The sequence below is a fragment of the Deferrisoma camini S3R1 genome, assembly GCF_000526155.1.
Classification (GTDB): domain Bacteria; phylum Desulfobacterota; class Deferrisomatia; order Deferrisomatales; family Deferrisomataceae; genus Deferrisoma; species Deferrisoma camini.
Genome location: NZ_JAFN01000001.1, coordinates 1,806,008 through 1,824,069, shown reverse-complemented (window position 1 = coordinate 1,824,069; position 18,062 = coordinate 1,806,008). Strand labels below are relative to the sequence as shown.

General features: G+C 72.1%; 13 protein-coding genes and 1 pseudogene. 4 read left to right on the top strand and 10 right to left on the bottom strand.

Going from position 1 to position 18,062, the window contains the following annotated elements; all coding sequences use genetic code 11:
- Positions 1 to 58 precede the first annotated feature (58 nt).
- From DEFCA_RS0108045 to DEFCA_RS0108015, 6 genes are all read right to left on the bottom strand, one after another.
- Entirely contained in the window at positions 59 to 820 is a 762-nt protein-coding gene (locus DEFCA_RS0108045; protein WP_025322516.1) for an RNA methyltransferase, read from the bottom strand.
- 7 nt (positions 821 to 827) lie between these two features.
- Positions 828 to 3,005, bottom strand: coding sequence for a tetratricopeptide repeat protein (locus DEFCA_RS0108040; RefSeq protein ID WP_025322515.1), 2,178 nt, complete (start codon positions 3,003 to 3,005; stop codon positions 828 to 830).
- 267 nt (positions 3,006 to 3,272) lie between these two features.
- Entirely contained in the window at positions 3,273 to 4,568 is a 1,296-nt protein-coding gene (locus DEFCA_RS0108035) for a class II fructose-bisphosphate aldolase (RefSeq protein WP_029733771.1), read from the bottom strand.
- Positions 4,569 to 4,816: 248 nt separating this feature from the next.
- On the bottom strand, positions 4,817 to 5,725 hold the full coding sequence (locus DEFCA_RS0108025; RefSeq protein ID WP_025322512.1) for an AEC family transporter: 909 nt from the start codon (positions 5,723 to 5,725) through the stop codon (positions 4,817 to 4,819).
- 39 nt (positions 5,726 to 5,764) lie between these two features.
- A complete protein-coding gene (locus tag DEFCA_RS0108020) occupies positions 5,765 to 7,156 on the bottom strand; it encodes a sigma-54-dependent transcriptional regulator (RefSeq protein ID WP_025322511.1) in 1,392 nt (463 codons plus the stop codon).
- Between the two features lie 48 nt (positions 7,157 to 7,204).
- Positions 7,205 to 8,572, bottom strand: coding sequence for a class I SAM-dependent RNA methyltransferase (locus DEFCA_RS0108015; protein WP_025322510.1), 1,368 nt, complete (start codon positions 8,570 to 8,572; stop codon positions 7,205 to 7,207).
- A gap of 136 nt (positions 8,573 to 8,708) precedes the next feature.
- Here DEFCA_RS0108015 and DEFCA_RS0108010 point away from each other — a divergent pair, with 136 nt between their 5' ends.
- Together DEFCA_RS0108010 and DEFCA_RS0108005 are read left to right on the top strand one after the other, a co-directional pair.
- Complete coding sequence (locus DEFCA_RS0108010; RefSeq protein ID WP_025322509.1) at positions 8,709 to 9,596, top strand: lipoyl synthase; 888 nt, start codon at positions 8,709 to 8,711, stop codon at positions 9,594 to 9,596.
- A complete protein-coding gene (locus tag DEFCA_RS0108005; RefSeq protein WP_035802883.1) occupies positions 9,596 to 10,615 on the top strand; it encodes a peptidylprolyl isomerase in 1,020 nt (339 codons plus the stop codon). The genes DEFCA_RS0108010 and DEFCA_RS0108005 overlap by 1 nt, the downstream gene beginning before the upstream one ends.
- Positions 10,616 to 10,699: 84 nt before the next feature.
- On the opposite strand, the gene DEFCA_RS0108000 is transcribed toward DEFCA_RS0108005, so the two are convergent.
- The 3 genes from DEFCA_RS0108000 to DEFCA_RS19275 form a co-directional block, all read right to left on the bottom strand.
- Positions 10,700 to 10,972, bottom strand: coding sequence for an HU family DNA-binding protein (locus tag DEFCA_RS0108000; protein ID WP_025322507.1), 273 nt, complete (start codon positions 10,970 to 10,972; stop codon positions 10,700 to 10,702).
- 65 nt (positions 10,973 to 11,037) lie between these two features.
- A complete protein-coding gene (gene ptsP, locus DEFCA_RS0107995) occupies positions 11,038 to 13,383 on the bottom strand; it encodes a phosphoenolpyruvate--protein phosphotransferase (protein WP_025322506.1) in 2,346 nt (781 codons plus the stop codon).
- A gap of 100 nt (positions 13,384 to 13,483) precedes the next feature.
- Complete coding sequence (locus DEFCA_RS19275; protein WP_051463210.1) at positions 13,484 to 14,221, bottom strand: TIGR04282 family arsenosugar biosynthesis glycosyltransferase; 738 nt, start codon at positions 14,219 to 14,221, stop codon at positions 13,484 to 13,486.
- Between the two features lie 82 nt (positions 14,222 to 14,303).
- On the opposite strand from DEFCA_RS19275, the pseudogene murJ reads away from it, so the two are divergent.
- Positions 14,304 to 15,791: pseudogene (gene murJ / locus DEFCA_RS23130) on the top strand (murein biosynthesis integral membrane protein MurJ); the annotation flags it as partial.
- Here the strand turns inward: murJ and mazG are convergent.
- Positions 15,762 to 16,673 (bottom strand): nucleoside triphosphate pyrophosphohydrolase, encoded by a 912-nt coding sequence (gene mazG, locus DEFCA_RS21455; RefSeq protein ID WP_025322504.1) that lies wholly within the window; start codon positions 16,671 to 16,673, stop codon positions 15,762 to 15,764. The pseudogene murJ and the gene mazG sit on opposite strands and share 30 nt — an antisense overlap.
- 166 nt (positions 16,674 to 16,839) lie before the next feature.
- Here mazG and DEFCA_RS0107975 point away from each other — a divergent pair, with 166 nt between their 5' ends.
- Positions 16,840 to 18,057 (top strand): glycosyltransferase family protein, encoded by a 1,218-nt coding sequence (locus DEFCA_RS0107975; RefSeq protein ID WP_025322503.1) that lies wholly within the window; start codon positions 16,840 to 16,842, stop codon positions 18,055 to 18,057.
- Positions 18,058 to 18,062: the final 5 nt, after the last annotated feature.

The window sequence follows — 18,062 nt, the reverse complement described above, 5'->3', positions numbered from 1 at the left end:
CCGGCCGCCAAGCTGCCCAGCCGCCTGGCCCGTCAGCGGGCCGAAGGCCCGAACTCTCTCACTCCGGGGGCGCTTTCCGCAGCTCCGGCCGGCGCAGGGCCAGCTCCACCTTCGACAGGATGCCCCGGAGGATCCGCACGTCCCGGGGGCTGGGGAGCCGGCGGGAGAAGATCCGGCGGATCTGGTTCATCATGCGCTCCGGGCTCTCCTCCTCGATGAACCCGATCTCCCACAGCACCCGCTCGAAGTGGGCGTACATGCCCTCCATCTCGGCCACGGTGGCCGGCCGGTACGGCACCGACTCCGGAGCCGCGGCCAGCCGGGCCATGCGCACCTCGTAGCAGAACAGGCCCACGGCCTGGGCCAGGTTGAGGCTGGGCAGGCCCCGGTCCGTGGGGATCCGCACGAGCCAGTGGCACAGGTCCAGCTCGGCCGTGGTGAGGCCTGCATCCTCCCGGCCGAACACGGCCGCGATGCGGGCGCCGGGCGCGAGGAACCGGGCCGCCTGCTCCACGGCCTGCCGGAGCTCGAGGCCGTCGTTGCGGCGGCGGCCCAGCCGGGTGGTGAACCCCAGGGCCAGCTCGGCGTCGGCCACGGCCTCGGCCAGGGTGCCCACGATCCTCGCGCCCCGCACCAGTTCCACGGCCTTTCTCGCCATGGGCTCCAGGCGCGGGTCCTCCAGGATGCCCGGGGCCGGGTTCACGAGCACCAGATCCCGGAGCCCGAAGTTGGCCATGACGCGGGCCACGCTGCCCAGGTTCCCGCCGTACAGGGGCTCGACGAGGACGATGGTGGGGTGGAGAAGGGGGCTGTCGGTCACCGCGGTATCAGTCCGCCCCCAGGGCCTCGAGTTCCTTGCGGGCCTCGTCGGCGCCGGGGAAGTCCTTGGCGAGCTTCAGGGCTTTCTCCAGGGCGGACCGGGCCTTTTTCTTCTCGCCCAGGCGGGCGTAGGCCACCCCCAGGTGGTACTGGACCACCGGGTTGTCGGGCAGGCCCTCGGCCGCGGTCTCCAGGTGCCGCGCTCCCTTCAGGGGTACCCCCTTCTTCACGTAGATCCAGCCCAGGGTGTCGTTCAGGGGCGGGGAGTCCGGGGCCAGCTCCACGGCCCGCTCGGCGAATTTCAGGGCCTCGTCGATGTTGCCGCCGTGCTCCGAGAGGTTCCAGGCCAGGTTGTTGAGCGCGGGGATGAAGTCGGGGTTGCGGTCGAGCACCTTGCGGTAGGCCTCGTTGGCCGCGTCGTACTCGCCCCTGAGGTCGTGGAGCGAGCCCTTGAGCACCCACGCGGGCAGGTAGTCGGGCCGCTTCTCCACGGCCTTCTCCAGATCGGCCAGGGCCTTGTCGCCGGCGTCGGGCCCGCTTTGGAGCCGGGCCAGCAGCAGGTAGGCCTCGGCCGCGTTCTCGTCGAGCTCCAACGCCTTCTCCAGGTCCTTGCGGGCGCCGTCCGGGTCCTTGGCGGCCAGCCGGACCTTGGCCAGCAGGATCCGGGCCGGGGCCGAGTCGTTGCCGGCACGGATGTGGCCCTCCACCAGCTTGACCGCGTCGCTGGTCTTCTTCTGGGCCGTGAGCAGGGCCGTGGCCAGGATCACGGGCCGCAGGTTGGCGGGGTCGGCCTCCATGGCCTTGCGGAACGCCTTGAGGGCCAGGTCGGGCTTCTTGAGGGTCACGTAGCACACCCCGAGCCGCTCCCAGGCCCGGCCGTGGCCGGGCACGGCCTTGACCAGGGCCTCCAGCAGCTTCCGGGCCTCCTTCGGCCGGTCGAGGCCCATGAGCGCGGTGGCCCGGATCAGCACGGCCTCGGTGTGGACCTTCGGGGTCGAGACCAGGGGATCGGTGGCCTTGAGCGCGCCTTCGAAGTCCCGGCGGTCCAGGAGCACCTGGGCCAGGAGCATCCGCGCCTTGTAGAAGTTGGGGTTGACCTGCACGGCCTTCTCCAGCTCGGCCTGGGCCAGCTCCAGGCTCCCGCTCCCGTACCGGGCCAGCCCCTGGAAGTAGTGGGCCTCGGGGTGGTCTGGGTACTGCTGGAGCACCTGGGCGAGCCGGGCCGAGGCCTCGTCGAACTTGCGCTGCTGGAGGAAGATCCGGCCCTCGTAGTACAGGGCCGCCGCGCTCTTGGGGTTCTTCTCCCGGATCTTGGCCACGGCCTCCCGGGCCAGGTCCAGGTCCCGGCGGGCCAGGGCGATCTCGGCCACCTTCTCCCACCCCCGGGTGGTGCGTTTTTCCTTCTCGCCGGCCTTGCGAAAGGCATCCACCGCCTTGTCCACCTCGCCCTTGGTCATCCAGTAGTTGCCGTAGCTCAGCCACACGGCCGGGTCGTCGGGCGAGGTGTTGAGGGCCTTGGTGAAGGCTCGGTCCACCGCCTCGGTGTCCTTCTGGAGGTCCGCGATCTGGGCGAGCAGCAGCAGGCCGTCCCGGTTGTCGGGGGCGATCTCGAGGGCCCGGTCCACCTCGGCCCGGGCCTCGGCCAGGCGCTGGCCGGCCAGCAGGGCGGTGGCTTTGACCAGGCGGTACCCCACCTTCTTCGGCTCGAGCTCGATGGCCTTGTCGAACTGGGCCAGGGCCTCGTCCAGTTTGCGCTCGCGCAGGTATGCTTTGCCGAGCAGGAGGTGGGCGTCGGCCCGGTCCGGGGCGTCTTCGAGCACCTTCTCCGCCCGGCCCCGGGACTCGGCGGCCATGTTGGCCAGGAGCTCCAGGTTGCCGAGCCGGATCTGCACGTCGAGGTTGTCGGGCTCGAGCTCCGACACCTTGCGGAAGGCCTGGTACGCCTCGCGGATCCGCCCCTTCTTCAGGAGCGCATCCCCCAGGTCGAACAGCACCTCGGGCGAGTCGGGCTTGATCTGGAGGGCCCCCCGGAGCTCCAGGACCGCCTCGTCGATCTTGCCGTCCTGCAGGAAGGCGTGGCCTCGGGCCTTGTGGAGGGCGAACTTCTCCTCCGGGCTCTTGGAGCAGGCACCGAGGAGCACCAGGGCCGCGAGGACCGGGACGATCACGGCGAGGCGAACACGCATGGATTTCCCCCTTTTCAGGGTGTGGGTGGGACAGAGTCTCACTCTCATGCCGATTTGCGATCAAGAGGAGCTCATAGGGGGGCGATTTGGGGGCCGTCGGTCCTCCGCCGGAAAAGACGGCCTCGCCGAAGCCGCCACGGCCCGGTCCGCTGCGACGCGTGAGAGCACGCGCCGCGGGCGCTCCCCTGCGCCGAGCGGCTTGAACGGCTCGGCCGTAGCGCTCCGGGCCGCCGGCCCCAAATCGCCGGCTTCGAACGCAACTTGGTCTCAGTCGTCGAAATCGCCCCCCGGACCCTCCTGTTTCTGGAGGGCCTTGGCCCGTTCGCGGATCTTCTCTTCGGTCCAGTCGGACGGGTTCTCCCTGCGTTCCGCCTTGGGCCCCAGGTCGTAGGACTCGGCCCGGAGGATCGCCTCGATCGCCAGGGGCGCGGTGTCGGCCGTGTTGAACACCTGGGTGAGCAGGTGGTACACGAACTCCTCCACCCCCCGGATCATGCGCTCGCGGATCTCGGCCGGCTGGGCCCAGAGCTTGTTCTCGAACGGCAGGTTGAGCTTTTTGTAGTCGCCCTTCTTCCAGCCCCGCTCGTCGGCGTAGGCCACCATCTCGGCCCACAGCTCGTCGGAGACCCCCGCCCCGGGTTCCCGCACGAACCGCCCCTGGTCGTCCAGGATGGCGTTGCCGTACTCGTTCACCTTGACCCCCCACGAGATCATCTGCAGGGCCGTGGCCACGTTGGCCTTGGTGGTGCGGGTCTCGGCCGCGATGCGCCGCAGCCGGTCGAAGCTGTTGCCCGAGGTTCCGTGCTGGGCCCCGGACACGCCGTAGGGCTCGAGGGCCTTGTGGATCTCGGCGGTGAGCTCCACCTGGATGCCGGCGTCCGAGGCCTGGATGCCGTGGGTGGTGCCGTTGTTCAGGGCGATCCAGTCGGGGAACACCCCGTTCGCGTTGAGCCCCTGGATCAGGAACCGGGCCTCGTCCACGGTGGACAGCCCTGCGGCGCCCTTGATCTCTCCCACCTCGGTCTCGAGCCCGGCCCAGACGGGCACGTACCGGTACAGGTCCAGGTTCGCCAGCAGGTTCTCGTCGTCGGGAAGGTGGGAGGCGTCGATGGCGATCGAGGTGATGCCCGCATCGAACATGCTGGGGATCTGGGAGCGGGCCGTCTCGATGTCCTGGGGCTTCTTGAGGGTGTAGTGGTCTGCGTGGACCGCCACCGGCACGGTGACCCCCAGCTCGTTGGCCGCCTGGTCCACGTAGGTGGCCATGTTCCAGTAGTTCACGGCGCAGTAGGCGTCCGCGCCGCCTTCGCTCTTGGCGATCTCGATGATCACCGCGGCGTTGGCCCTCTGGGCGGCCCGGAGCACGCCGTGGATCACGAACCGGTTTCGGGCGTTGGCCGCGATGGCCATGGCCCCGCCCTTGGCGAGCATGGCCCGGTCGATCACCTTTCCGCTCACGATCAGGGCCCGGGAGTGGGGGAACAGCTTGCGGATGTTGGGCGGCCGGCCTATCTCGAGGGCCTTGTCGAACCGCTGGGACGGGGACGACACGATCTGGCTCATGGGTTACCCCTCCGTGAAGAAAGAACGGGTTCGGGTGGATGGTGTCCGCCTACGATGCCGTGCGACCAAGGGACGGGGGGGAGCCTGCAACGCCTTCGTTCGGATCGGGCGGCATCCCCACCGGTACTTGTACGGGAACCTCCGGGTGCCGGTCAACCGGCCGGCCCGGGGGAATCGTCCGGTTCGGTCCTGCCGGGGCGGGGGAGGGGGATCCGGCTTCGGCCGGGTGAGCCGGTCGGATCGTCGGGTCAGTGGCCCAGGGCCAGCCAGAGGGGCAGGGTGGCGGCGCTCGCCAGGGTGCTCAGGCTGATGGCGGTGGAGGCGAACGCGGGGTCACCCCCGAGCTCCCGGCCCATCACCAGGGTCAGGGTGGCGGTGGGCGCGGCCAAGAGAACCACGGCCGCGGCCCGCTCCGTGGCCCCGGCCCCGGCCAGCCCCAGGAGCACCATGCCCAGGGCGGGGAGGGCCAGGTTCTTGAGCCCCAGCGACACCAGGGCGGGCAGGGGCCGGCGCAGGGCGTCCAGCCCCAAGTCGGCGCCGATCAGCAACAGGGCCAGCGGGAGGCCCATGCTGCCGAGAATCCGGATGGTCTCCCGGGCCAGGCCGGGCAAGGGCAGTTGGAAGAAGCTCCAGACCAGCCCCAGCAGGCTTCCCACGATCACCGGCTGGAGCCCGATCCGGGCTGCGAGCCGCGCCAGGCCGGGGCGTCGCCCCGAGGCCGCCGTGAGGGCCACGACCGACAGGAAGTTGTTGGCCAGCATGAAGAAGGCCGCGTACACCCCGGCGAACTGGAGGCCCCGGTCGCCCAGGGCGTAGTAGGCGACGGCAAGCCCGATGTAGCCCAGGTTCGCGTGGACCGACGCCTGAACGAACGTGCCCCGGGTCCCCCCTTTGAGCCCCAACACCCGGGCCGCGGCCTGGGCCGCCGCCCACACCGCCACCACGGCCGCCAGCGCCGCCAGGATCCCCCCCGGCCGGAACACCTCGCGGAACGGGGCTGCGGAGATCTTGAGAAAGATGAGGCACGGCACGGCCAGGTAGTAGGCCACCCGGTTGGCCGGGGCCTGGAATCCCGGCGGGATCAGCCCCACCCGGCGGCCGACCCAGCCCACCAGGATCACGAGAAAGACGGGAAGGACCCGGACGAGTGGTTCCACGTGGATGCAGGGGTTGGTGGTTGGGTTTCGGCTTTCGGCCTACAGAAGATCGTACTTCTTCATCCGATAGCGCAGGGCGTCGCGGGTGAGGCCCAGCATCTTGGCGGCCCGGGTCTGGTTGTTGCCGGTCTTCTCCAGGGCCTGGACGATCAGCTCCCGCTCGACCTCCTCGATGTCCACCCCGTGATCCGGGAGGACCACCACGCCCGGTTGGGGCTCCTCGCCCGGCCTCCTGACCCCGCCCGCCCGCTCGCCGCCCTTGATCTTCCAGGGCAGGGCGTCCACCCCGATCTCCTCGCCGGTCGACAGGATCACGGCCCGCTCCACCACGTTGCGCAGCTCGCGGATGTTGCCGGGCCAGTCGTACCGGGTCAGGAACGCCTCGGCCTCGGCCGAGAACCCTCGAAACGAGGTCTTGAACTCCCGGTTGAACGTCTCGAGGAAGTGGTAGGCCAGGGGGAGGATGTCCTCCTGCCGGTCCCGGAGCGGAGGAAGCACGATCGGCACCACGCTCAGCCGGTAGAACAGGTCCTCCCGGAACCGCTTCTCCTCGATGGCCCGCTCCAGGTCGGCGTTGGTGGCGGCGATGATCCGCACGTCCACCTCGATGTCTTCCTTGCCGCCGACCCGCTTGAACGACCGGTCCTCCAGGAACCGCAGCAGCTTGGACTGGAGGCCCGGCTTCATGTCCCCGATCTCGTCCAGGAAGATGGTGCCTCCGTCGGCCAGCTCGAACAGGCCCTTCTTGGTCTTCTTGGCGTCCGTGAACGCGCCCTTCTCGTAGCCCATGAGCTCGCTCTCGAGAAGCTCCTCGGGAAGGGCCGTGCAGTTGATCGGCATGAACGGCCGGTCGGCTCGGGGGCTCTCGTAGTGGATGGCCCGGGCGAGCACGTCCTTGCCCGTGCCGCTCTCCCCGGTGAGCAGCACGGTGGTGGACGAGGAGCGGGCCACCCGGCGGGCCACGGACAGCACCTCCTGCATCCGGGGGCAGCCGGCGATGATGGCGTCGAACCCCAGGCGGTGGGCGTGCCGGCTCCGGAAGTATGCCACCTCCTGCCGCAGTTGCGTGGTCTCGAGGGCGTGCTGGACCTTGGTCTGGATCTCGGTGAGGTCGAAGGGCTTGGACACGTAGTCGTAGGCCCCGAGCTTCATGGCCTTGACCGCCACCTCCACCTGGGTCGTGGCCGTGATCATGAGGACCGGGATGTCCGGGTCGGCCTCCTTGATCTGCTGGAGCACCTGGATTCCGTCGATGCCCGGCAGCTTGATGTCGAGCAGCACCAGGTCCGGGCCCTCGGTCCGGAACAGCTCCAGGGCCTCCTCCCCGTTCTCGGCGGTCACGCACCGGTACCCCTCCTTCTGGAGGTTCTCCGACAGGGACCACCGGATCAGGTACTCGTCGTCCACGATCAGGATCTTCGGTTTGGGCATGGCCTCTCCGCGACCCCCGGGTTCCTCCTTCCTCCAAACTGCGGCATTTTACGCACCCCCGTTCCGGGGAGTCAAAGCGAGCCGAAGGAGGGTCAGGCTCTCCAGATGGGCCGTCTGGGGGAACATGTCCGCGGCCCGGATCCACTCGATCCGGTACCCCCGGCCGAGCAGGACCCCCAGATCCCGCACCAGGGTGGGCGGAGAGCACGACACGTACAGGATGTGCTCCGGGGCCAGGTCCGCCAGGGCCTCCATGGCGTCGGCCGCGCCCTCGCGGGGGGGATCCAGAAGGGCGAACCGGGGTCGAAACCCCTGCCGGGCCAACCGCTCCAACGCCCGGCCGGCCGGCTCGGCGCGGGCCTCCACGTGGTCCCATCCCAGGGCGCGGGCGTTCCGGGCCAGGTCCTCGGCAGCCGGGGGATACCCCTCCACGGCCACCACCCGCCGGGCCTCGAGCCCCAGGGGCAGGGTGAAGTTGCCCGCGCCGGCGTAAAGCTCCAGCACCTCGCCCCCCCGGTACAGGGGGGCCAGGCTCGCCACCTCGTCCACCAGGGCCTGGTTCACCCAGGGGTTGGCCTGCACGAACCCGCCGGGCCGCACGCCCACCGGCAGCACGCGTCCTCCGGCCCGCACCGAGAACGGCATCGGACCGGGGTCCTCTCCCAGGGGTTCCAGAGAGTGCTTGCGGCCGGCCTGCACCGCCGCGGCCCGGAGCCCCGCCCGGCCGCAGAACCCTAGGAGCTCGCGCCGCTCGTCCGGTTCGAGGGGGCGAAGCAGGTGGAACACCGCCCACACCCCGCCCTCCCCGTCCACCTGGAGATCCACCTGGGGCAGATGGCCCCGGGCCGGCCGGAAGCCCTGCAGGAACCGGGTCAGGGGCTCCAGCAGGCCCTCCAGGGCGGGATGGGCCACGGGGCACGCCGCCACCGGCACGAGCCGATGGGTCCCCTCCGCAAAGTACCCCACCCCGACCCGGTCCCCGAGCCGCCGCACCTTCCAGCCCACCCGGTTGCGGTACCCGAGCTCCCGGGGGGACGGGATGGGGTCCCGGAACCGGCCCTCCGCGCCGGCGCCCAGGCGGCTCCGCACGAACCCCCGGAAGCTTCGGTCCTTGGCCGCCAGCTGATCGGGGTAGGGCAGGTGCTGCCAGTGGCATCCGCCACACCGGCCGAAATGGGGGCAGGCGGGGGGACGCCGAAGCGGCGAAGGGGTCACCACCTCCAGGAGCCGGCAGGTCACGTACCGCCGCTTCTCCCGCACCACCTCCACCTCCACGGTGTCGCCCGGGGCGGCCCGGGGCACGAACGCCACCTTGCCGTCTAGGTGGGCCATGCTCATGCCCCGGTCAGCCAGGGCGAACACCCGGATCCGGCGGCGGGGCCGAGGGGTTTCGGGTGGTGCGCTCAGGGAGGGCATGATAGACTCGTCTCCCACGAACTCGGCTGGTGTTGTCTCGTGGCTCGCTAGCCTACACCCCGATCCCCCGGCGGGTCCACGCCGCCGGGCCCGGGCGGTTCATGGACCGCCCGGGCTGACACGGAACGCTTCTGGATTGTCTGTCACCCCCACCCCGTCGCTCCCCCGGATCCGCGTTCGCCCAAGCGGGCTGCGCCGCACGCGGCGCGTCTTCGAGGACCTCGGCATCCCCACGGTGTGTGAGGGGGCCCTGTGCCCCAACCGGCCCGAGTGCTACGATGCCGGCCACGTGACCGTGCTGATCCTGGGCCGGCGCTGCACCCGGGCCTGCGGCTTCTGCGCCGTGGACCACGGCGGGCCCGAGCCCGTGGACCCGAACGAGCCGGCCCGGGTGGCGGAGCTGGCTGCACGTCTGGGGATGCGCCACGTGGTGGTCACCAGCGTCACCCGTGACGACCTGCCGGACGGCGGAGCCGGCCAGTACGCGGCCGTGGCCCGGGCCGTGGCGGCCTTGCCCGGACCGGTCACGGCCGAGGCCCTGGTTCCGGACTTTCAGGGGGACCCGGAGGCCCTGGCCGTGGTCGCTGCCGCGCCGTACCGGGTGCTGGCCCACAATGTGGAGACCGTGCCCCGCCTGTACCCCCGGATCCGGCCGGGCGCCGACTACGCCCGGAGCCTGGGCGTGCTGCGAACGTTCGCCGGGCTGGCGGACCGGGGTCAGACCGTGAAGAGCGGGCTCATGCTCGGCCTGGGCGAGAGCGCCGACGAGGTGCGCCGGGTGCTGGCCGATCTCCGGGGGGCCGGCGTGGACGCCGTGTGCCTGGGGCAGTATCTTCGGCCGGGCCCGGGTCGCGTCCCGGTGAGCCGGTACCTGCAGGAGGCCGAGTTCGAGCGCTGGGCCGAGGAGGCCCGGGCGCTGGGGTTCGCAGAGGTGTGGAGTGGGCCCCGGGTGCGGAGCTCGTACCGTGTGTCATCCCGAGGGCGCCCTGGGGCGCCCGAAACCCAACCAAGAAGGAGCAAGTGATGAAGCGAATCGTAGTCGGAATGGTCCTGGCGGGCCTGGCCCTGGGCGGCCCTGCCTTGGCGGGGGACGACGCCGCGAAACCGAAGGCCGAGAAGGGGGCCGCCCTCGCGCCCGACGCGCCCGTGGCGGTGGTGAACGGTCAGCCGGTGACCAAGGCCGAGTTCGACCGGGCCATGTCGGCCTACCTGCGCCGGTTCCGCCAGCTCACCGGCGGGATGCACGGCGGGGTGAGCCAGCCCAACGAGAAGATGAAGGAGGACGTGCTGCGCCAGCTGGTGGACCGCACGCTCCTGTACCAGGAGGCCAAGAAGAAGCCGGTGGACGACCTGGACGCCAAGGTGGCCGAGGAGCTCAAGGGCATCAAGGGCCGGTTCCCCGACGAGGCCACCTACCAGAAGGCCTTGGAGAGCGAGCAGCTCACCGAGGACAGCTTGAAGGACCTGATCGCCCAGCAGGTGCTGGTGCGCCACTACGTGGAGACCGAGATCCAGCCGAGCGTGAAGGTCTCGGACGACGAGGTGAAGAAGTTCTACGAGGACAACCAGGACAAGTTCGCCACGCCCGAGCAGGTGCGGGCGAGCCACATCCTGATCCGCACCGACCCCTCGGCCTCCGAGGCCGACCGGAAGGCCGCCCGGGAGAAGGCCGAGGCGCTGCGGAAACGGGCCGCTGCCGGCGAGGACTTCGCCACCCTCGCCAAGGAGAACTCGGAGGACCCGGGCAGCGCCCCCAACGGCGGGGATCTCGGGTTCTTCACCCGGGACCGCATGGTCAAGCCGTTCGCGGACGCGGCGTTCGCCCTGGAGAAGGGCAAGGTGAGCGACGTGGTGGAGACCCGGTTCGGGTACCACGTGATCAAGGTGACCGACCGCAAGGAGGCCACCCAGCAGAAGTTCGAGGACGTCAAGGAGTCCATCGCCCAGTACCTCAAGGCCCGGGCCCTGGACCAGGCGGTGCAGGCCAAGCTGGCCGAGCTGCGCAAGTCGGCCAAGGTGGACGTGGTGGCCTCCCCTCTCTAGCCCGGCCCCACGTCCCAGACGCAAAGCGGGCGGCCCCTCGGGGCCGCCCGCTTTCATTCCGGGAGAACCAGCAGGATCCCGCGGCTACTTCACGGCGTCCTTGAAGCTCTTGCCGGCCGTGAACCGGGGGGTCTTGCTCGCCGGGATGTCGATCGTCTGTCCGGTCTGGGGGTTACGGCCCTTGCGGGCGGCCCGCTCGGTCACCGCGAAGGTGCCGAACCCGGTGATCGAGACCTTGTCGCCCTTGGCCAGGGTCTCTTCGGTGGTGGCGATGAACGCCTCGAGCAGGGCCTCGGCCTCCTTCGCCTTGAGACCGGCCTTGACGCTGATTTCCTGGAGCAGTTCGGCCTTGTTCATGAGATCCTCCTTGCTTTTCTGGAAAAGGGGGACGGACACCCTTCGGAAACGACAACGCGCCGACTTTACCCGCGTTGGTGCCGGAACTCAAGGGGGTTGCTGGCAAAAACACCGTTTTCCCGGCCCGGGGGAGCCAGCAGCCCATCGGGCACCCCCTGGCGCCGGAGCTCGGTGGCGAGGCGCTCCTCCACCTCCCCCGCCCCTTGCGCCGCGAGCAGGGCGGGGGCCAGGGCCCGGAGGTCCGCGCTGCGCACGGTCTGGACGAGCCGCCGGATCCGCGGCAGCGATCCGGGGCTGACCGACAGATCCTCGATCCCCAGGGCGAGCAGGGCGGCCGCGCCCAGGGGGCGGCTCGCCATCTCCCCGCACACCGACACGGGCTTGCCCTCGTGCCGGCCCACCTGGGCCACCCGGTGGAGCAGCTCGAGAACCGCCGGATGCAGGGGGGTGTACAGGTGGGCAACCCTGGGGTTGGCCCGGTCCACCGCCAGCACGTACTGCACGAGGTCGTTGGTGCCCACCGAGAAGAAGTCCGCCAGGGGCGCCAGCCGGTCCAGGCACAACACGGCCGACGGCACCTCCACCATGATGCCCACGGCCACGGCCGGCACCTCGACCCCCTGCCGCGCCAGCCGGGCCCGCTCGTCCTCCAGCATGGCCCGGGCCCGGGCGAGCTCCTCCACCGTGGAGATCATGGGAAACACGATCCGCAGGGGGCCGTGGAGGCCGGCCCGCAGCAGGGCCCGCAGCTGGATCCGGAACGGCTCGTCCATCTCGAGGCTGACCCGGATCGACCGCCATCCCAGGTGGGGGTTCTCCTCCCGGGGCAGGCGCAGGTACGGCAGGCTCTTGTCCCCCCCGACGTCGAGGGTGCGCAGGGTGGCCACCCGGCCGTCCAGGGCCGCGAGGATGCGGCGGTAGATCTCCACCTGCTCATCCTCGTCGGGGAACCGGTCCCGCACCAGGAACGGGAACTCGGTGCGGTACAGCCCCACCCCCTCGCCGCCGGCCTCCAGGATGCGGGGCACGTCGCTCAGGAGCGCCGCGTTTCCCAGCAGCCGCACCCGCACCCCGTCGCGGGTGACCGGGGGCTCGGCCAGGTGGGCCCGTAGGTCCGATTCCACGGCCGCGGCGTCGGCCTCGAGCCTCGCGTACTCCTGCACCACGGGCTCGGGCGGCTCGAAATAGACGACGCCGGCGTTGCCGTCCACGATGGTCTCGGCCCCGGGCTCCACGTGGGGCAGGTCCCCCATTCCCATCACGGCCGGGATCCCGGCCGAGCGGCACAGGATGGCGGTGTGGGAGTTGCGACCGCCCTTGGCCAGCACCACCCCCGCCAGGTTGGGCTGGAGCAGTTGGACGAACCGGGACGGCGTGAGATCCTCGGCGACCACCACCGTGGGCCGGGAGAAGCGGATGGGCTCTCCCGGGGGCCGGCCCTCGCTCAGATGGCCCAGCACCCGCAGGGCCACGTCGCGCACGTCGGCCGCCCGCTCGCGCAGGTAGGGGTCCTCGACCCGCAGGAACGCGCCGATGTACTCCCGGGCCACCGCCACCACGGCCTGGCCGGCCGACGAGCCGGCCAGGATGCGGTCGCGGATCTTGGCCCGGAGCGACCGGTCCTCCAGGATCAGGAGGTGGGCGTGGAAGATCGCCCCCTCCTCGGGGGAGAGGGCCTGGGTCACCTGGGCCCGCAGCCCCTCCACGTCGGACACGCTGGCCTCGACCGCGGCCTCCAGGCGGTCCAGCTCGGCCCGCGGGTCCTCGGGGGCCGGCTCGGCCGGCGGCTCCAACCCCAGCTCCTCGGTCAGCGGGTAGGCGCGCCCCCGGGCGAACCCGGGCGACACGGCCATGCCCCGCAGGAACGCCGGGGCCGGGGAGAGGTCTGGCTCGGGCTCTTCAGTCCGTGCCTGGGCGTCCAGCAACCGCGCCTGGGCGATCAGGGGGGCCACCTGGCTGGCCGCGGTGACCAGGAGCCGGACCTCGTCCGGGGTGAACCGCCGGGCCTCGGTGGTCTGGACCGCCAGCACGCCGATGGGCCTCCGGCGGTGGATCAGGGGAACCCCCAGGTACGACCGGAACCGCTCCTCCCCGATGCCCGGGAAGAACTTGAACCGCGGGTGTGCGTCGGCCCGCTCCTCGTTGACCGGCTCGCCCGTCTCGAACGCCAGGCCGGTCAGCCCCTCGGAGGGGGCCATGCGGATGCGGCCCACGGCCTCGGGGTTCAGTCCCCGGGTGGCCCGGAGCACCAGGTCCCCCCCCTCGTCCAGGTAGACCGAGCACACCTCCACCCCCAGGCGCTCCCGCAGCAGCCCGGTGATCTGGTTGAGGGTCTCCACCAGGTCGTGGGACGAGACCACGATCCGGGAGATGTCTTCCAGGAGGATCAGCTTCTCGCTTTCGGATGCCACGGCGTTCGCTCGTTTCTCGGGTGGTCGTTGGGGCTGCGCCCCCGCAACATCGGGTCCGCCCGCCCCCGCAGCCCGGGGCCTTCGGATTTCGGGCGGTACGTCAACGGGTTTTTGCCGGATCGCGGCGGGGGGACCCTGCCGGCGGCGCGGAGGAGTGGGGCCTTTCGCTCACGCGCAGTCCCAGGGCCCGGAACGTGTGGGGCGCGAGGCCGGGCCGCTCCCGCAGCCGGCGGGCCAGGCGCCGGAGGTCGGCCGGTTCGTCCACGTCGGGCACGGCCGCCAGCACCCGCACCCGGAACCCGGCCGCTTCGAGGGCTCGGAGCGTTTGCCCGAGCACCCCCCCGGTGGACCACGCGATCCCGCGGAACGCGGCCGGGCAGGGGGCGCCCAGGGCGAGGCCCGTGTAGCCCCCGTCGTCGGCCGGGATCACGGCCGCCTCGTCCGGGCCAGCCACCGCGCCCAGCAGCCCGTCCAGGTGCCCGGGCTCCAGCAGGGGGCTGTCCGACCCGATCACAGCCACCGGGCCCGGGCCCTGGGAGAAGGCCCAGGCAAAGGCCCCCTCCAGCCGGTGTCCCAGGTCTCCCCCGGCCTGGGCCCGGACGTCCCGGCCCCGGAACGAGGGGTGGGCCGGGTCTCCATCCACGAACCAGGTGACCCGGCCCCGGCCCAACCGGTCGAGCACGAGCCCCAGGTCCTCCAGGAACGCCTCGTAGAGCCGGGCCGCCCCGGCCGCACCCAGGGCCGGAGCGAGGCGGGTCTTCACCCTGCCGGCCACGGGCTCCTTGGCGAACACCAGAAGATGGGGAGAGTCGGTCGTCGGTCTTCGGTCGTCGGTCAACGGTCTTCGGTCGGGTGGCCAATCGGAGGAGCCGTAGTGGTATCCTACCCGCTCTTTCCCCCACCGGCCAGCAGGAGGAGCCATGGGCGGCACGAACGAACCGGCCGCGGGCGAGGGGCGCCGCATCGCCCGGGCCGCGGGGGTGGTCTCGGCGGCCACCGGCCTGTCCCGGGTGCTGGGGGTGGTGCGCGACGTGGTCCTGGCCTGGGCGTTCGGGGCCGGGGGCGCGCTGGACGCCTTCTTCGTTGCGTTCCGGCTTCCCAACACCCTGCGGCGGCTGTTCGCCGAGGGCAGCCTCACCGTGGCGTTCGTGCCGGTGTTCGTGGAGGTCACCGAGCGGGAGGGCCGGGGCTCGGCCGTGCGGCTGGGGCGGCGGGCCCTGACCCTGCTGGCCGTGGTGCTCACGGCGGTGAGCGCCCTGGGCGTGGCCGGGGCCCCGTGGATCGTGCGGGCCACCGCCGCCGGCTTCGGCCGCGACCCGGCCAAGTTCGCCCTGACCGTGGAGCTGACCCGGTGGGTGTTCCCCTACATCGCCCTGATCGGTCTCACGGCACTGGCCGGAGGCATGCTGAACGCCTGGAACGTGTTCGGGCCGCCCGCGCTCGCGCCGGTGGTGCTGAACGTGTGCCTCATCGCCGCGGCCCTGGGCCTGGCCCCGTTCGTGGACCCGCCGATCCTGGCCCTGGCCGCCGGGGTCCTGGCCGGGGGGGTGTGGCAGCTGGCCCTTCAGGTCCGGGCCCTGGGGGCCCTGGGGTTCCGGTTTCGGCCCGATTGGGCCCCGGCGGACCGGCACATCCGCAGGATTCTCGGCCTCATGGGGCCGGCGGTGTTCGGGGTGGCCGTGTACCAGGTGAACATTCTGGTGAGCACGTTCCTGGCCTCGTGGCTCCCGGACGGAAGCGTGTCGTACCTGTACTATGCCGAGCGCCTGTTCCAGCTTCCCCTGGGGCTGTTCGCGGTGGCCGTGGGCACGGCCGCGCTTCCCAGCCTGAGCCGGCTGAGGGCCCGGGGGGATCACGAGGGGTTCCGCCGCACCCTGGAGGACGCCCTGGCCATGACCGGCCTGGTGGTGCTGCCGGCCGCGGCCGGGCTGGCCGTGCTGGCCGGGCCGATTGTGGGGGCCCTGTTCGGGCGGGGCGCCTTCGGGCCGGCCGCCGTGGACGCCACGGCCCGGGCCCTGGCCGCGTATGCCGCGGCTCTGGCCCCGGTGGCAGGGGTGCGGGTGGTGGCCCCGGCGTTCTACAGCCTGGGTGACACCCGCACCCCGGTGAAGGCCTCGTGGTGGGCGTTCTGGGTGAACCTGGGGGCGAGCCTGGCCCTGATGGGGCCCCTGAAGCACGTGGGCCTGGCTTTGGCCACGGGGATCTCCAGCGCGTTCAACCTGGCCTATCTGGCCTGGGCCCTGGGCCGGCGGGGCGAGTCCCTGCGGCTGCGGGCCCTGGGCCGGCGGTTGGCTCCCATGGCCGCGGGGTCGGCCGGCATGGCCGCGGCCGTGGCGGCCGCCCGTCCCTGGCTCCCCGGCGGGGGCGGGGTGGGGGCCCTACTGGCCGTCCTGGGGCTCGTGGCCGCCGGGGCGGTGCTGTACGCCGGGCTCGCCCGGGCGCTCGGAGCCCGGGAGGTCGGCCGGGTGCTCGCCGTGGTGGGCCGGCGTCTCGGCCGCGGCTGAGCCTCCCTTGGCCGCCTGCCACAGGGCCTCGAGCTCATCCAGCCCCACCTGGTCGGGCCGAAGGCCCCGGCCGGCCAGGGCCGCCTCGATCCGGGCGAACCGCCGCAGGAACTTCTCCACCGTGCCGTGCAGGGCCCGCTCCGCGTCCACCCCCAGGTGCCGGCCCAGGTTGACCAGGGCGAACAGGAGGTCTCCCAGCTCCTCGGCCGCCCCCTCCCGGTCGCCCCGGCCCACGGCGGCGCGCAGCTCGGAGAGCTCCTCGTCCACCTTCTCGAGCACCGCCTCGGCCCGGTCCCAGTCGAACCCCACCCCGGCCGCCTTCTCCGAGACCCGTCGGGCCCGGTGCAGCGCCGGCAGCCGGCGGGGCACCCCCTCGACCACGCCCCGGCCCTCCTTCTCCCGGACCTTGATCTGGGCCCAGGACACGGCCACCTCGTCCGGGGTGTCGGCCCGGGCGTCGCCGAACACGTGGGGGTGACGCCGAACCAGCTTGTCGTAGATGTCCCGGAGGCTGTCGGCCACGGTGAACTCCCCCTGCTCCCGGGCCATCTGGGCCAGGAGCGCCACCTCCAGCAGCACGTCGCCGAGCTCCTCGCGCAGCTCGGCCGGGTCGCCCCGCTCCACGGCCTCCTGGACCTCGTAGGCCTCCTCCACCAGGTAGGGGGCGATGGTGGCCGGGGTCTGCTCCCGGTCCCAGGGGCACCCGTCGGGCCCCCGCAGCCGTTCCACGATCTCCAGGAGCCGTACGAACAGCCCGGCCGTCTCCTCGGACAAGGGTAGGGACATCTCGGTCCTCCGTGCGGTAAAGTGGGGGCGAGTGTAGCGGTTGGGAGGCTAGAAGGCCAGGAAGCTGGGAGGCCGTCTCCCGTCCCAACGTCCCAACGTCCCAACGTCCTAACGTCCTAGCCTCCTAGCGTCCCAACGTCCCAACGTATCCCCGGAGGAGTTCGACATGGCGGACTTTTCGCAGACCGGGCCCATCACCACGATCCAGGCGCTCACGGACCACGACCCGGCCGAATGGGAGCGGCGGGTGGGGCAGGCCGTGGCCGAGGCACCGTTGGCCCTCGTGCTGCCGTGCCTGTACTCCGAGCTGGCCGGCCCGGCCCTGCCCCGCATCCTGGACCGGCTGGCGTCGGTGGGGTACCTGGCCGAGATCGTGGTCACCCTGGGGGTGGCGGGCGAGGCCGAGTTCCGGCACGCCCGGCAGGTGTTCGGCCGGCTGCCGGGTCGGGTGCGGGTGGTGTGGAACGACGGGCCGAGGATCTCGGCGGTGAAGGACCGGATCCGGGCGGCCGGGTTCGCCCTGGGGGAGCCCGGCAAGGGGCTGGCCGCCTGGATGGCCTACGGGTACCTGCTGGCCTCCGACCGGCCTCCGGCCGCGATCGCGCTGCACGACACCGACATCGTGACCTACGAGCGGGAGCTGCTCGACCGGCTCGTGCTGCCGGTGGTACACCCCGGCCTGGGGTACGGGTTCGCCAAGGGGTACTACGCCCGGGTCACCGACCGGCTCCATGGCCGGGTGTGTCGCCTGTTCGTGGGGCCGGTGCTCGAGGCCCTGGCGCGGTGCCTGGGGCCCCACCCGCTGCTCGGGTACCTGGCCTCGTTCCGGTACCCCCTGGCCGGGGAGTTCGCCATGGGAGCCCGGCTGGCCCGGGAGGCCCGGATCCCGGCCGACTGGGGCTTGGAGATCGGCACCCTGGTCGAGGCCTGGCGGATCTGCGGCCCTCGGGCCGTGTGCCAGGTGGATCTGGCCGTGGCCTACGACCACAAGCACCAGGCCACGGGAGAAGGGGCAGGGGAGCCCCGGGGCCTGGTGCGGATGGCCCGGGAGATCGCCCTGGCCCTGTTCCGGGCCCTGGCCGAGGAGGGGGCGGTGCTCGATCGGGACCTGCTGCAGACCCTGCCGGTGGCCTACCGGAGGGAGGCCCGGGAGGCGGTGCGGCGCTATGGCCACCTGGCCCGTGCCAACGGCCTGGGCCACGATCTCGGGGGCGAGCTGGGGCTGGTCGAGACGTTCGCGCAGGCCCTGGCCGGGGCGGCCGAGGCGTTTCACGAAGATCCAGGGGGCACGCCACCGATCCCCTCGTGGGCCGAGGTGCTCGCCGCCGACCCAGGCGTGGGGGGGGCCTTGCGCGAGGCGGTGGAGGCGGACTGGGTCGGGTGAGGGGG